We start from the raw sequence: 13,267 nt of genomic DNA, 5'->3' as shown, positions 1-13,267 counted from the left end.
GGCGAAAAGCTTGGAACGGTGTTGCGTCGTTCTCGGTGCACCTCTCCCGCTTGCGGGGGAGGTCGACGCGCTCGGCAGCGCACTTGCGCGCCAGAGCGCGGCGGGTGGGGGCTCTCTCCTCTAGGGGAGTCTCTTTGTGAAGAGACCCCCACCCCAACCCTCCCCCGCAAGCGGGAGAGGGGACAGAGCGGAGTGCGCGGAGATAGCCAGCCTAACCTTACCGGTTGTTACAGCGAAACGCCCGGCGGAATGTCCGCTTCGGTCACGCCCACCAGCTCCATGTTGGTGATGATCGCGTTGCGGATGAAGCCGAGGCCCTTGTTGAAGTCGATCCAGGTGTTGACGTAGTCGCGCCAGGTCTTGTCGGTCTCGCGGCGGAAGCCGGCATTCGACGTCGTGGCGAAGATCGGCGTCGGCAGCACGAGCTGGCCGAGCGAGGGGTTCTTCTTCAGCACGGTCAACGACAGCATGGTGATCAGGCACTGCGCGTCGACGCGGCCGGTCTGCAGCGCGGCGGTGGCGTCGTCCGCGGTCTTCAGCCGCGTGATCTGCGCCTTCGGTGTCAGGCGGCTGACGACCTGATCGTGCGAGGAGCCCTGGTCGACCGCGATCTTGATGTCGGGTGAGTTCAGCTCGGCCCAGCTCTTCGGCTTGAAGTCCTTCTTGCAGAGGATGGCGAAGGCGTTGTTGAACACCGGCACCGAGAAGTCGACCACCAGCGCGCGCTTCGGGGTCGGGTTGAGGCCGAAGAAGATGTCGATCTTGTTGGCCTGCAGATCGAGCACCGAATTGCCCCAGGTGGTCTCGGTGATCTCGAGCTCGGCCTCCATATCGTCGGCGAGCCCCTTGGCGATGTCGATGTAGAAGCCCTTCCACTGACCGCTGGAGAGATCCTTCATGTAATAGGGAGCGCCGCCGCCGACCGCGCCGATCCGCATCTTCTTGGTCCGGCGGATCCGGGCGAAGGTCGATTCGTTCGGATCGGCGGTCTGGGCCACAGCGGGCGAAGCCAGCACGGCCGCGGTCATCGCGCCAAGTCCGACAATCGATGCAACATCACGACGTGTAACCATTGGGATCAATCGCTTTTCTGGTTGAGACAGGTTCCGGCAGGTTCATACCAAGGTCGCACTTTCAGTGAAAGCACAGCCTATCGGCTGGGCAGATCGGGAATTGCCCGGATGCTGGGCAGGCACCGTCGATCAAGGGCGATCGCCGCTTGCTTTCCGACCCTTTTGGCCCCAAATAGGGACCGGGAGATTGGCGGTGGACGAGCCACTCGCCAACCGGGTCAGGTCCGGAAGGAAGCAGCCCTAACGAGGTCCGGATCGGGTCGCTCGTCAGTCTCCTACCTGTTTTTCGAGCGAATCAGCGCCGGCGGCACCAGCCGCCAGCGCGCTCCTTTCCGCAAAAGCCGGCCAAGAGACATTTCATTGCGGATCGACCGATGACCGACGCTGGCGCCCCTCCCAACCCCGACAGCGCCGGCCCGGGCAACGCGCCCTACCGGGTGCTGGCGCGCAAATACCGTCCCTCCAGTTTCGACGATCTGATCGGCCAGGAAGCGGTGGTCCGCACCGTCTCCAATGCGTTCGAGACCGGGCGAATTCCGCAGGCCTGGATCCTCACCGGCGTCCGCGGCGTCGGCAAGACCACCACTGCGCGCATCCTGGCACGTGCACTCAACTACGAGATGCCGGATGGTTCGGTGAAGGGCCCGACCATCCACATGCCGACCCTGGGCGTGCATTGCCAGGCGATCATGGAAAGCCGGCACATGGACGTGCTGGAAATGGACGCGGCCTCGCACACAGGCGTTGACGACGTCCGCCAGATCAATGACAGCGTGCGCTACGCGCCGGCCAGCGCGCGCTACAAGGTCTACATCATCGACGAAGTCCACATGCTGTCGACGGCGGCGTTCAACGCCTTCCTGAAGACGCTGGAGGAACCGCCGGAGCACGCCAAATTCGTGTTCGCGACGACCGAGATCCGCAAGGTTCCCGTCACCGTGCTGTCGCGCTGCCAGCGTTTCGACCTGCGCCGCGTCGAGGCCGACGTGCTGATGAAGCACCTCGCCAATATCGCCGCGAAGGAAAGCGTCGAGATCGAGCCGGAGGCGCTCGGCATCATCGCGCGCGCCGCCGAAGGCTCGGTGCGTGATTCGCTGTCGCTGCTCGATCAAGCCATTGCCCATGCGGCAGGCACGGTGAAGGCCGACGCGGTCAGGCAGATGCTGGGGCTCGCCGACCGCACCCGCGTCATCGACCTCTTCGATTCGCTGGCGCGCGGCGATATCGCCGCCGCCTTCAAGGAGTTCCGCGACCAGTACGACGTCGGCGCCGATCCCATCGTCGTGCTCTCGGACCTTGCCGAATTCGTCAATTTCGTCACCCGCGTGAAGGTCATTCCGGCGATTGCCGACAACGTCGCCTATGGCGAGACCGAGCGGGTTCGCGCCAAGGAGTTCGCCTCGAAAATCTCGATGCGCGTGCTGTCGCGGATGTGGCAGATGCTGCTCAAGGGCATCACCGAGGTGCAGGCCGCAACGCGCCCGGCTGCGGCCGCCGAGATGGTGTTGGTGCGCATCGCCTATGTCGCCGACCTGCCGACGCCGGACGAAGCGATCAGGATGCTGGAGCAGAACGGCGGCGGCTCGCCGGTCGCGAGCGGCGGCGGCGCTGCACGCAGCGTACCGGCCGCGCCGACGGCCTCCGCAGCGCCTGTTCGCATGCCGACCTCGTCGCCTTCATTTGGCGGTGGTGGTGCGCGGCCGCAGATGGCCGCACCTGCGCCGGATCCGCAAGGCGCGGCGCCGGCGTTGCGCATCACGAGTTTCACCCAGCTCGTCGCGCTGGCCGGGCAGAAGCGCGACATCATGACCAAGAGCGCGCTCGAAGGCGACATGCGCCTCGTCCGTTTCGAGGAGGGCCGGCTGGAGGTCGCGCTCGAGCCGAACGCCTCCAAGACCATGATCTCCGAGCTCGCGAGGAAATTCGAGCTGTGGACCGGCCGCCGCTGGACAGTGATTGTCTCCAACGAGCAGGGCCAGCCGACGCTGCGCTCGGTGAACCAGGCGGCGAAGCAGGAGCATGCCCGTACCGCGGAGGCCGATCCGCGCGTGCGGGAGGTGCTGTCGCGTTTCCCTGGCGCCAAGGTTGTCGAGGTCCGCAGGCTTGCCCCCGAGACGCCGGAAGCCAATATAAACGCTGACTATGGCAGTGACGATCCGCCCGACGGTTCCGACGGCGACGATCTCTGAGCCCATCTTTTTCCAAGGACGAGCACCGATGGCTGATTTTCTCGGCATGATGAAGCAGGCGGCGCAGCTGCAATCCAAGATGCAGGAGATGCAGGAGCAGCTGGGCAACGTGGAAGTCGAGGGCATCTCCGGCGGCGGCCTCGTCGCCGTGCGCATGACCGCGAAGATGGACGTCAAGGGCATCAAGATCGACCCCTCGCTGATGAAGCCGGAAGAGCGCGAAGTGCTCGAAGATCTGCTCGTCACCGCGCTCAGTGATGCCCGCCGCAAGGCGGAGACTGCGATGCAGGAGAAGATGCAGTCGCTGACCGGCGGGCTCGGCCTGCCGCCGGGGTTGTTCGGCCAGTAAGATGGGCGCGGTTGCGGGTCCTGAAATCGAGCGGCTGGTGCAGCTTCTCGCGCGGCTGCCGGGCCTCGGTCCGCGCTCGGCGCGGCGCGCGGCGCTGCATCTGATCAAGAAGCGCGAAGCGCTGATGATGCCGCTGGCCTCGGCCATGCAGGTCGCGCTCGACAAGGTCCAGGTCTGCAAGACCTGCGGCAACATCGATACGCAAAATCCCTGCACTGTCTGCACCGATCCGAAGCGCGATGACGCCATCATCGTCGTCGTCGCCGACGTCGCCGATCTCTGGGCGCTGGAGCGCGCCAATGCGACCCAGGGTCGCTATCATGTGCTGGGCGCGACATTGTCGCCGCTCGACGGCGTCGGCCCGCAGGATCTGACCATCGACGCGCTGGTCGCGCGCGCACATGATTCTCGGGTGCATGAAATCATCCTGGCGCTGAATGCGACGGTAGACGGCCAGACCACGGCGCACTACATCACCGACCTGCTTCAGGACGCCAACGTAAAAGTAACCCGGCTGGCCCATGGTGTGCCTGTCGGTGGCGAGCTTGATTATCTCGATGAAGGTACGCTATCGGCCGCGATGCGGCAGCGTACCCTGTTCTAGCCATCCAGACTTTACGGAACGGACGACATGACGAAACTTTTCGCCACACGCTTGGCTTTGGTCGCGACGATGATGCTGCTGGCGAGCCCGGCCATCTCCGCGCAGCAGGACGACGGGGCGCCGCCGCCGTCCAAGCCGGGCAAGCCGATCAACGCCGGCGAGGTGTTGTCCGGCGAGTTGAACGCCTTGAAAGTGCGCGACGTCAAGAATGCCGGCAAGCGGGTTGCGACCTACCAGATCACGTCCGAGCCGCGCCGCCTGCCGCCGCCGAATGGGTTGTGCAATCTCGAGACCGGGCCCGAGACCTTCCAGCTCGTTCCGAGCGGCGATGCGCAAGCGGCGCAGCTGAAGACGTTCGTCGGCAAGGAAATCTCGGTCAAGGTCGACGAAGTCGCCTGCGCCAGCGATCCCGGCCAGATGAGCGAAGCCGTGATCACGAAGTGGAGCCTGATCAAGAAGCAGTAGGGGGCGGCGAGGCGACATGCCGTAGGGTGGGCAAAGCGAAGCGTGCCCACCACCTCTCTGGAATTCCTGGCGCGATGGTGGGCACGGCGCGTCGCGCCTTTGCCCACCCTACGAGACCTTCAAACTACGAGACCATCACACCCTGACTGGCCCCAGCGCCTCAAAATGCCCGCGCTTCTGCAACCAAGCGAGCAGCAGCAGGCTCGGAATCGCCACCAGCACGCAGATCACGAAGAACAGCGGCCAGCCCGTCGTCTCCGCGACATAGCCCGCACTCGACGACAGATAGGTCCGCCCCACCGCCGCGAGCGCGGTCAGCAGCGCATATTGCGTCGCCGTGTGCAGCGGGTTCTGGCAGAGCGCCGACAGGTAGGCCACGAAGATCACGGTGCCGATCGCGCTGGTGAAGTTCTCGGCGCAGATCGCGAGTGCCAGCGCCCATTGATTGGTGCCGACCATTGCGAGCCAGGCAAAGGACAAATTGGCCAGCGCCTGCACCACGCCGCCGATCCAGAGGCTGGTCGCGAGCGAATAACGCCGCGCGACGAAACCGCCGGCAAACCCGCCGATCAGGGTGGCGGCGAGGCCGACGCCCTTCACGATCGCGGCATAATCGTTGCGGGTGAAGCCGAGGTCGATCACGAACGGCGCCGTCATCGTGCCCGAGAAGGCATCGGTGAACTTGAACAGCACGACGAAGGCGAGCGCGGCGAGTGCGTCCTTGCGCGACAGGAATTCGGAGAACGCGCCAATCGCCGCGCTCAACACACGCGCAAATGCGGTCTCGGTTTGTGTCGCAGCTTCCGCCTGTGCGGATTGCGCCGGCTCGGTCGCCGCCAGCGCGGTGATCGTGCCGATCAGCACCATCGCGGCCATCACCACGTAGCCCCACATCCACGCCGAGGTGCGGGCTATGCCGGTGCCTTCGAAGCCCGAGACGATGAACAGCGCGCCCGCGGTCGAGACCAGCATGCCGATGCGGTAGGCCGCAACGTAAGCCGCCATGCCGGCGGCCTGCTCGCTCTCCGGCAAGCTCTCGACGCGGAAGGCGTCGACCACGATGTCCTGCGTCGACGACGTCGTCGCCACCAGCAGCGCGCCCAGCGCGACGTAGAACGGCGAGCTGGCCGGGTCGGTCATCGCCAGCAGCAGGATCGCGACGATCAGCAGTAGTTGCGAAAACACCAGCCAGCCGCGCCGCCGCCCGAACGCCCGGGTGAACAGCGGCACGTGCAGCGCATCCACCAGCGGGGCCCACAAGAATTTCAGCGTGTAGGGCGTGCCGACCAGCGCGAACAGCCCGATCGTCTTCAGATCGACCCCGGCCTCGCGCATCCACACCAGCAGCGTCGAGCCCGACAACGCCAGCGGCAGGCCGGAAGAGAAGCCGAGAAACAGCACGATCAGCACCCGCGGCTGCAGGTAAACGGCAAGGCTATCGCGCCAGGAGGCGGCGGGAGCGGAGGTCGCGGCGGGGGAGGTCGCGTCGGGAGCGGTCATGGGACGGTGTTAGCAGATTCTGGCCGTGATGCCTCGTATCCCTCTCCCCGTTCTTACGGGGAGAGGGCGGGGTGAGGGGCCTCTCTCCGCGGATGAAGTCGCGGAGGGACCCGTACCCCCTCACCCAGATCGCACCGGACGATGCTTTGCATCGCCGAGGCGATCCGACCTCGCCCTGCAAGCGGGGAGAGGTGAAGATGTCACTCCCCCGCCTGGAGCTTCCGCGCGAACAGCTCACCCGCGCCCGTCGCCACCAGCCGCGGCCCTTCCGCATCGCTCTTGCTGAAATCGAGCTCCTCAATCCTTCCGGCACGCTTCTCGATCTTGTCGGCGGAGATCAGGATCTGGCGGACGTCCTCGTTCGCATCGGAAAAGTGTTTCTGCAATTTGACCACGCGATCCCTGAGGCGTCCCAGATCGTCGCCGAGCTTGATCACTTCAGTCTGAATCTGGTCGGCGGCATCGCGCATGCGCGCGTCCTTCATGATCTGCTGCATCACCTGGATCGCGAGCATCAAGAGCGAGGGCGACACCAGCACCACGCGGGCGCGATAGGCCTTCTGGATCACGTCGTCGAAACCGTCGTGGATCTCGGCGTAGACCGATTCCGACGGCACGAACATCAGCGCCATCTCCTGGGTCTCGCCGGTGACGAGATATTTTTCCGCGATGTCGCTGACATGCTTCATCACGTCGCCGCGCAGCCGCTGCGTGGCGACGCGCCGCTCCTCGTCGGTGCGGGCGTCGTGCAGCGCCGTCATCGCCTCCAGCGGAAATTTCGCGTCGATGCAGAGCGGGCGCTGGTCGGGCAGGAACACGACGCAGTCCGGCCGCTTTCCCGTCGAGAGCGTGAACTGGAACTCGTAGGCGCCCTTCGGCAGACCGTCCTGGACGATCGCCTCCATCCGCGCCTGGCCGAAGGCGCCGCGCGACTGCTTGTTGGCGAGCACGTCGCGCAGGGTCGTCACCTGGGTGGTGAGATCGGTGAGGTTCTTGTGGGCGCTGTCGATGATGCCGAGCCGCTCGTGCAGTGCGCGCAGGCTCTCCATGGTGTTGCGGGTCGAATGTTCCATCGACTGGCCGACGCGATGGGTCACCGAATCCAGCCGCTCGTTGACCGCGCGCGCCATCTCGGCCTGGCGTCCCGCCAGCGCCTGGGTCATGGCGTCGACCCGCCCTGAGGATTCGCTCTGGGCGCGCAGCACCTCGCTGAGGCGCTCCTCGAGCTCGTCGGCCCGGATCGCATGCGCCATCGCGAGTTCCGCGCCGCGCCGGCCCGAGCGGGCGATCACGACGGCGATGACCACCAGGAGGATGAGGACGAGCGCGCCGAAGCCGATCAGCGCATCGATCGTGCGCACCGGCCAGTCGCCCAGCATGAAAATGATCTCATTCATGCCGCCCTTCTAGCCGATTCGCTGGCTCCCGCGAACGAAGAGGGAACGTTGACAGTTAATGGTCCCCTAATTTTCATGGTTAATGAAAAGCGAAGTTTTATGGTTAGCGGAGAGTTAACGGGGTTCCCGGCCGCATTGACCGCACCCGGCGCGGGGCTTAAATCGCGGCCATGGCCCTCAGAGAAATCATCATCCTGCCCGACAGGCAGCTGCGTCTGGTCTCCAAGCCGATCGAGAAAGTCACCTCGGAGATCCGCAAGCTTGCCGACGACATGTTCGAGACCATGTACGACGCGCCCGGCATTGGCCTCGCCGCGATCCAGATCGCGCAGCCGTTGCGGCTGATCACCATGGACCTCGCCAAGCGCGACGAGAACGGCGAGACCACGCCGCTTCCGCGCGTCTTCATCAACCCCGAGATCATCGCCTCGTCGGAGGAACTCTCGGTCTACGAGGAAGGCTGCCTCTCGATCCCCGAATACTACGAGGAGGTCGAGCGCCCTGCGAAGGTGCGCGTCCGCTTCACCGATCTCGACGGCAAGGTGCACGAGGAGGACGCAGAAGGCCTCTATGCCACCTGCATCCAGCACGAGATCGACCACCTCAACGGCGTCCTGTTCGTCGACTATCTGTCGAAGCTCAAGCGCGACCGCGTCATGAAGAAGTTCGAGAAAGCCGCCAAGCGCGCGGAGTGAGTTTTGGTGCTGCCCGCATTCCCCTGCGCTCCCTCCCCCCTTGTGGGGGAGGGCGGGGGAGAGGGGTAGCCCAGGCGGAAGTCTATCCGTCATCTGAATCGAGTGCGTGCCGCGAACGCTTGTCCCGAAAGAGCGCGTCGTGTGGCACCCCTCTCCCTAGCCCTCCCCCACAAGGGGGGAGGGAACGCATCGAGTCCTTGTCATGCCCCTCCGCCTGATCTTCATGGGCACGCCCGATTTCTCCGTGCCGACGCTGCTCGAGCTGGTCGCGCACGGCCACGAGATCGTCGCCGTCTACACCCGCGCGCCGAAGCCCGGCGGGCGGCGCGGCCTGCAATTGCAGCCAACCCCGGTCGAAGAAGCTGCGCGAAAGCTCGGCATTCCCGTGCTGACGCCGAAGACGCTGAAGACCCAGGAAGCGCTCGACGAGTTCAGCACGTTCGATGCCGATGCCGCCGTGGTCGTCGCCTACGGCATGATCCTGCCGCAGGCGATCCTCGATGCGCCAAAACTCGGCTGCTACAATCTGCACGCCTCGCTGCTGCCGCGCTGGCGCGGCGCAGCGCCGATCAACCGTGCGATCATGGCTGATGATGCCGAGAGCGGCGTGATGGTGATGAGGATGGATGTCGGCCTCGATACCGGCGATGTCGCCATGGCCGAGCGCCTCGCGATCACCGACAATATGACTGCACTCGATTTACACGATCGTCTCTCCCGCCTCGGCGCCGATCTCATGGTGCGCGCGATGGCCGCACTCGCCCGCGATGGGCTCCAGCTCAAGAAGCAGAGCGAGGACGGCGTCACCTACGCCGCCAAGATCGACAAGGCCGAGGCGCGAATCGACTGGACGGGGCCGGCGCGCGCGGTGCTGCGCCACATCCACGGCCTGTCGCCATTCCCCGGCGCATGGGCCGAGCTTGCCGGCGTCAGCGAGAATGCGCGCGTCAAGATCTTGCGGTGTGAATTGGCAAAGGGGGAGGGCGCTCCGGGCGAAGTGCTCGATGACAAGCTCACCATCGCCTGCGGCGAGGGCGCCATCCGCATCATCGAGCTCCAGCGCGAGGGCAAGGGCCGGATGCAGGCCGCGGACTTCCTGCGCGGCGTGCCGTTGAAGGCGGGAGCGAGGTTCAACTAATCAGCGATGCCCCGCTACAAGCTCACCATCGAATATGACGGCGCGCCGTTCTTCGGCTGGCAGGTGCAGGACACGCTGCCCTCGGTGCAGGGTGCGCTGGAGGCGGCCGTGAAGGCGATGACCGGCGCGGATTTGCGGGTGCACGGCGCCGGCCGCACCGATGCCGGCGTGCACGCGCGTGGCCAGGTCGCGCATGTCGACATCGACAAGCAGTTTCCGCCGGGCCGGTTTCGCGACGGGCTCAACGCGCATCTGCGCCCGCATCCGATCGCGGTGCTGGAGGCGGAGATCGTGCCTGACACCTTCGAAGCGCGCTTCTCGGCGGTGAAGCGCCACTACCGCTACCGCATCGTCAACACCCGCGCCAATCTCGCGCTCGACATCGGCCACGCCTGGCGCGTGCCGCGCCGGCTCGATGCCGATGCGATGCATGCGGCGGCACAGCGCCTGCTCGGCAAGCACGATTTCACCACGTTCCGCGACACCGAGTGCCAGGCCAAGTCGCCGGAGAAGACGCTCGACCAGCTCGACGTGCTGCGTGACGGCCGCGACATCACCATTGTCACCTCGGCGCGCTCGTTCCTGCACAGCCAGGTGCGCTCGATGGTGGGCTCGCTGGTCTGGGTCGGCGAGGGCCGCTGGACCGCCGACGATCTCTCCGCAGCGCTGGAGGCGCGCAACCGCGCCGCCTGCGGCATCGTCGCCCCGCCGGATGGGCTGTATCTGATGAAGGTGGATTATTAGAGGTGTGAGAGCGCAGAGACTGCGCGCTCTCTCCACACCCTCGCTGTCATGCCCCGGCTTGACCGGGGCATCCAGTACGCCGCGGCCTTTCGGTTCGATCACTATCGTCTCTGGAATACTGGATCGCCCGGTCCTAGTGCGCAATTGCGCACTGGCCGGGCGATGACAGCGGAGTATTAAGCAAAATACCGCGTCAAAATCCCGCGATAGACCTGCGTCAATTTTTCCAGATCCTTAACCGGCACCCGCTCGTCGACCTGATGCATGGTCTGGCCGACCAGCCCGAATTCGATCACCGGGCAATAGCTCGAGATGAAGCGCGCGTCCGACGTGCCGCCTGACGTCGACAGCTCGGGCTTCCGCCCCGTCACCTCCTCGATCGCAGAGACCGCGAGATCGGTGAACGGGCCGGGCTTGGTGACGAACACGTTGGAGTTCGAGGGCTCCCAGACGATGCGGGCCCTGATGCGGTTGCCGCAGGCTTTTGTCAGCCGCGTCTCGACCAGCTCGCGCAAGGAGGCCTGGGTGTGGTTGTCGTTGTAGCGGATATTGAACTTGGCGCGGGCCTCGCCGGGGATCACGTTGTTGGCTTTGTTGCCGACGTCGACCGAGGTGAACTCGAGATTGGAGGCCTGGAATTGTGCGCTGCCATGGTCGAGCGGCTCGTCGGAGATCGCCACGATCAGCCTTGCGATGTCAGGCACCGGATTGGAGGCGCGGTGCGGATAGGCGACATGGCCCTGCACGCCATCCACATACAGCGTGCCGGATTGCGAGCCGCGGCGGCCGACCTTGATGGTGTCGCCGAGCGTCTCGACATTGGAGGGCTCGCCCAGCACGCAATGGTCGAATTTTTCGCCGCGCTCGGCCGTCCATTTCAACAGCTTGATGGTGCCGTTGATGGAGACGTCTTCCTCGTCGCCCGTAATCAGGAACGAGATCGAGCCCTTTCCGTCGCTGCGCGGCTGGCCGCCATTGGCGGCGAGATGCTCCAGCACCGCGGCGACCGAGCAGGCGATGCCGCCCTTCATGTCGACCGCGCCGCGGCCGTGCAGGACGCCGTCCCTTACCTCACCGGAGAACGCACCGACGCTCCAGGCGCTCTCGTCACCTGCTGGTACCACGTCGGTGTGGCCGGCAAAGGTGATGTGCGGGCCTTCAGTGCCGATCCGCGCATAGAGATTGTCGACGTCGGCAGTGCCTTCCTCGCTGAAGGTCACGCGGTGGCAAGTGAAGCCGGCGGCGGTGAGGGCTTTTTCGAGCACCCCGAGCGCACCGGCATCTTCAGGGGTTACCGAGGGGCAGCGGATCAGATCGCGGGCAATGGACAGAGCATCGGTCATGCGCCCCGCTTAACATGCATGCCGCCGGGTGGGCTAGCGCGGGGCGGGACAATTTCGATCTCGCGGCTCTGGTCCCAGCTTTTCGCAGGGGGAACGGCGGATGCGGAGCCATCGTCGAAGTCGGCGAGCGGATCGGGGCCGAAGCGGTTGTGGCCCGCAGTGCCGGGCACGATGAACAGCTCGATGATTCCCCACAGCCACAGAGCGGACGCGGCGAGGCTGAAGGGAAGCACCCAACTGGCGTCGGGCAGCAGGTCCGAGAACTGGCTGAACAGCCCGGGCACGAAGAAGAACAGAACGATCCACCAGCCGCTCCTGTCGCGATCGTGCAGCCGCTTGATGGCCGTCGCCAGGAAAATCCATGAGAACAGCGAAAGGCCGGACGACTTCAGGATCAGATTCGTGCGGTCAAAGGAGGCCAGCGACCGATAGGTCCGGGGATCGACCAGCTTGAAGAGGTCGTCGAGGCCGAAGTCGAAATCGAGCTTGATGGATAGCTTCAACGATCCGTCGGCATTGAGGAGGTGGATCACCTGACCGATCACGCCGAGCAAGCCCGCCAGCAGCGCGACGATCAGCAGCGCCTGCCACAGCAGGGCGCGGTTGATGCGACCGTCGAAGCGGAACAGATACCAGGTCCAGTCCATGCGAACGGCTCCGGGCGGGAGGAGCCGCCCGAGGATTGGTCGCGATGGAGGGAGAGGGGGTTCGAACCCGTCATCCTGAGGTGCGAGTGGCGCGATGCAAAGCATCGCGCCGGGAGCCTCGAAGGATGAACGGCCCGCGATGTCGCCGCCAGCCGGGCCGTCGCCCTTCGAGGGCCGCTGAAGGAGCGGCCACCTCAGGGTGACGGGGATGGGTCTGGGATCGTCGCTCTAGCTCAATCCCGCAGCAGCTCGTTGATGCTGGTCTTGGAGCGCGTGCGCTCGTCGACGCGCTTGACGATGACGGCGCAGGCGGTGCTCGGGCCGATCTGGCCGTTCTTCATCGGCTTGCCGGGCAGCGCGCCGGGCACCACCACCGAATATTCGGGCACTTCGCCGATGAAGACCTCGCCGGTCTCGCGGTCGACGATCTTGGTCGAGGCGCCCAGGAACACGCCCATCGCCAGCACCGCGCCCTTGCGCACGATCACGCCCTCGGCGACCTCGGAGCGCGCGCCGATGAAGCAATCGTCCTCGATGATCACGGGCTCGGCCTGGAGCGGCTCGAGCACGCCGCCGATGCCGGCGCCGCCGGAGATGTGCACGCGCTTGCCGATCTGGGCGCAGGAGCCGACCGTGGCCCAGGTGTCGACCATGGTGCTCTCATCGACATAGGCGCCGAGATTGACGAAGGACGGCATCAGCACGACGTTCTTGGCGATGAAGGCCGAGCGGCGGACGACGGCGCCAGGCACCGCGCGAAAACCGGCGTCGCGAAAGCGGTTCGGGCCCCAACCTTCGAACTTCGAGGGCACCTTGTCCCACCAGCTCGCCTGGCCGGGGCCGCCGGGAATGACGTCCATGTCGTTGAGGCGGAACGACAGCAGCACCGCCTTCTTCAGCCATTGATTGACCTTCCACTTGCCGTCGGCCCCGCGCTCGGCAACGCGTGCCTCACCCCTGTCCAGGGTCTCCAGCGCCTGGTCCACGGCTTCGCGCACCTCACCCTTGGTCGACGTCGAGATGCCGTCACGCGCGTCGAAGGCACTGTTGATGGTGGATTCGAGGGCTGCAAGAGACATCGGGATTTCCTCTGGGGGAAGGCGTGGTTTCGTGTGAATTGGAG

13 protein-coding genes and 1 other RNA gene are annotated in these 13,267 nt (G+C 65.5%); 8 read left to right on the top strand and 6 right to left on the bottom strand.

What is annotated here, in order from left to right:
• Positions 1-227 precede the first annotated feature (227 nt).
• Positions 228-1,073: a transporter substrate-binding domain-containing protein gene (locus GGD65_RS13900; protein WP_018320791.1), complete on the bottom strand. Its 846-nt coding sequence runs from the start codon at positions 1,071-1,073 to the stop codon at positions 228-230.
• A 182-nt stretch (positions 1,074-1,255) separates the two neighbouring features.
• Between GGD65_RS13900 and ffs the strand changes: the two genes are divergently transcribed.
• From ffs to GGD65_RS13875, 5 genes are all read left to right on the top strand, one after another.
• Positions 1,256-1,352, top strand: an RNA gene (gene ffs / locus GGD65_RS13895) — signal recognition particle sRNA small type.
• Positions 1,353-1,447: 95 nt separating this feature from the next.
• A complete protein-coding gene (locus GGD65_RS13890; RefSeq protein ID WP_018320790.1) occupies positions 1,448-3,262 on the top strand; it encodes a DNA polymerase III subunit gamma/tau in 1,815 nt (604 codons plus the stop codon).
• Between the two features lie 28 nt (positions 3,263-3,290).
• On the top strand, positions 3,291-3,611 hold the full coding sequence (locus GGD65_RS13885; protein WP_018320789.1) for a YbaB/EbfC family nucleoid-associated protein: 321 nt from the start codon (positions 3,291-3,293) through the stop codon (positions 3,609-3,611).
• Between the two features lies 1 nt (position 3,612).
• Positions 3,613-4,215, top strand: a complete 603-nt coding sequence (recR, locus tag GGD65_RS13880; RefSeq protein ID WP_018320788.1) for a recombination mediator RecR — start codon at positions 3,613-3,615, stop codon at positions 4,213-4,215.
• Positions 4,216-4,242: 27 nt separating this feature from the next.
• Entirely contained in the window at positions 4,243-4,680 is a 438-nt protein-coding gene (locus tag GGD65_RS13875) for a hypothetical protein (RefSeq protein WP_018320787.1), read from the top strand.
• Positions 4,681-4,815: 135 nt separating this feature from the next.
• Here GGD65_RS13875 and GGD65_RS13870 read toward each other — a convergent pair whose 3' ends face one another.
• The gene (locus tag GGD65_RS13870) at positions 4,816-6,180 is read right to left on the bottom strand and encodes an AmpG family muropeptide MFS transporter (RefSeq protein ID WP_018320786.1); all 1,365 of its coding nucleotides are present in this window, start codon (positions 6,178-6,180) and stop codon (positions 4,816-4,818) included.
• 200 nt (positions 6,181-6,380) lie between these two features.
• Positions 6,381-7,577 carry a DNA recombination protein RmuC gene (locus GGD65_RS13865; RefSeq protein WP_183235619.1) on the bottom strand — a complete coding sequence of 399 codons (1,197 nt, stop codon included), beginning with the start codon at positions 7,575-7,577 and terminating at the stop codon, positions 6,381-6,383.
• Between the two features lie 170 nt (positions 7,578-7,747).
• On the opposite strand from GGD65_RS13865, the gene def reads away from it, so the two are divergent.
• The 3 genes from def to truA all read left to right on the top strand — a co-directional run bounded on the left by def (position 7,748) and on the right by truA (position 10,154).
• Positions 7,748-8,272, top strand: coding sequence for a peptide deformylase (gene def, locus GGD65_RS13860; protein ID WP_092251777.1), 525 nt, complete (start codon positions 7,748-7,750; stop codon positions 8,270-8,272).
• Between the two features lie 202 nt (positions 8,273-8,474).
• Positions 8,475-9,410 (top strand): methionyl-tRNA formyltransferase, encoded by a 936-nt coding sequence (gene fmt, locus GGD65_RS13855; RefSeq protein ID WP_183235618.1) that lies wholly within the window; start codon positions 8,475-8,477, stop codon positions 9,408-9,410.
• Positions 9,411-9,416: 6 nt separating this feature from the next.
• Positions 9,417-10,154 carry a tRNA pseudouridine(38-40) synthase TruA gene (truA, locus tag GGD65_RS13850; protein ID WP_092251780.1) on the top strand — a complete coding sequence of 246 codons (738 nt, stop codon included), beginning with the start codon at positions 9,417-9,419 and terminating at the stop codon, positions 10,152-10,154.
• 176 nt (positions 10,155-10,330) lie between these two features.
• On the opposite strand, the gene dapE is transcribed toward truA, so the two are convergent.
• The 3 genes from dapE to dapD form a co-directional block, all read right to left on the bottom strand.
• On the bottom strand, positions 10,331-11,497 hold the full coding sequence (gene dapE / locus GGD65_RS13845) for a succinyl-diaminopimelate desuccinylase (RefSeq protein WP_183235617.1): 1,167 nt from the start codon (positions 11,495-11,497) through the stop codon (positions 10,331-10,333).
• Positions 11,494-12,249, bottom strand: a complete 756-nt coding sequence (locus GGD65_RS13840; protein ID WP_312017704.1) for a DUF805 domain-containing protein — start codon at positions 12,247-12,249, stop codon at positions 11,494-11,496. The genes dapE and GGD65_RS13840 overlap by 4 nt, the downstream gene beginning before the upstream one ends.
• A gap of 128 nt (positions 12,250-12,377) precedes the next feature.
• On the bottom strand, positions 12,378-13,223 hold the full coding sequence (gene dapD, locus GGD65_RS13835; RefSeq protein WP_183235616.1) for a 2,3,4,5-tetrahydropyridine-2,6-dicarboxylate N-succinyltransferase: 846 nt from the start codon (positions 13,221-13,223) through the stop codon (positions 12,378-12,380).
• Positions 13,224-13,267 lie beyond the last annotated feature (44 nt).

The sequence above is a fragment of the Bradyrhizobium sp. CIR18 genome, assembly GCF_014198295.1.
Classification (GTDB): Bacteria; Pseudomonadota; Alphaproteobacteria; order Rhizobiales; family Xanthobacteraceae; genus Bradyrhizobium.
The sequence above is the reverse complement of the archived record's forward strand: the minus strand, read 5'-3'. Positions and strand labels throughout refer to the sequence as shown.

What these genes read in the sequence shown, in the direction of transcription:
- dapE (WP_183235617.1), bottom strand. Translation starts at nt 11,497, where the DNA reads ATGACCGATGCTCTGTCCATTGCCCGCGATCTGATCCGCTGCCCCTCG.
- GGD65_RS13875 (WP_018320787.1), top strand. Translation starts at nt 4,243, where the DNA reads ATGACGAAACTTTTCGCCACACGCTTGGCTTTGGTCGCGACGATGATG.
- GGD65_RS13840 (WP_312017704.1), bottom strand. Translation starts at nt 12,249, where the DNA reads ATGCTTTGCATCGCGCCACTCGCACCTCAGGATGACGGGTTCGAACCC.
- GGD65_RS13865 (WP_183235619.1), bottom strand. Translation starts at nt 7,577, where the DNA reads ATGAATGAGATCATTTTCATGCTGGGCGACTGGCCGGTGCGCACGATC.
- recR (WP_018320788.1), top strand. Translation starts at nt 3,613, where the DNA reads ATGGGCGCGGTTGCGGGTCCTGAAATCGAGCGGCTGGTGCAGCTTCTC.
- truA (WP_092251780.1), top strand. Translation starts at nt 9,417, where the DNA reads ATGCCCCGCTACAAGCTCACCATCGAATATGACGGCGCGCCGTTCTTC.
- GGD65_RS13890 (WP_018320790.1), top strand. Translation starts at nt 1,448, where the DNA reads ATGACCGACGCTGGCGCCCCTCCCAACCCCGACAGCGCCGGCCCGGGC.
- GGD65_RS13885 (WP_018320789.1), top strand. Translation starts at nt 3,291, where the DNA reads ATGGCTGATTTTCTCGGCATGATGAAGCAGGCGGCGCAGCTGCAATCC.
- dapD (WP_183235616.1), bottom strand. Translation starts at nt 13,223, where the DNA reads ATGTCTCTTGCAGCCCTCGAATCCACCATCAACAGTGCCTTCGACGCG.
- def (WP_092251777.1), top strand. Translation starts at nt 7,748, where the DNA reads ATGGCCCTCAGAGAAATCATCATCCTGCCCGACAGGCAGCTGCGTCTG.
- GGD65_RS13870 (WP_018320786.1), bottom strand. Translation starts at nt 6,180, where the DNA reads ATGACCGCTCCCGACGCGACCTCCCCCGCCGCGACCTCCGCTCCCGCC.
- fmt (WP_183235618.1), top strand. Translation starts at nt 8,475, where the DNA reads ATGCCCCTCCGCCTGATCTTCATGGGCACGCCCGATTTCTCCGTGCCG.
- GGD65_RS13900 (WP_018320791.1), bottom strand. Translation starts at nt 1,073, where the DNA reads ATGGTTACACGTCGTGATGTTGCATCGATTGTCGGACTTGGCGCGATG.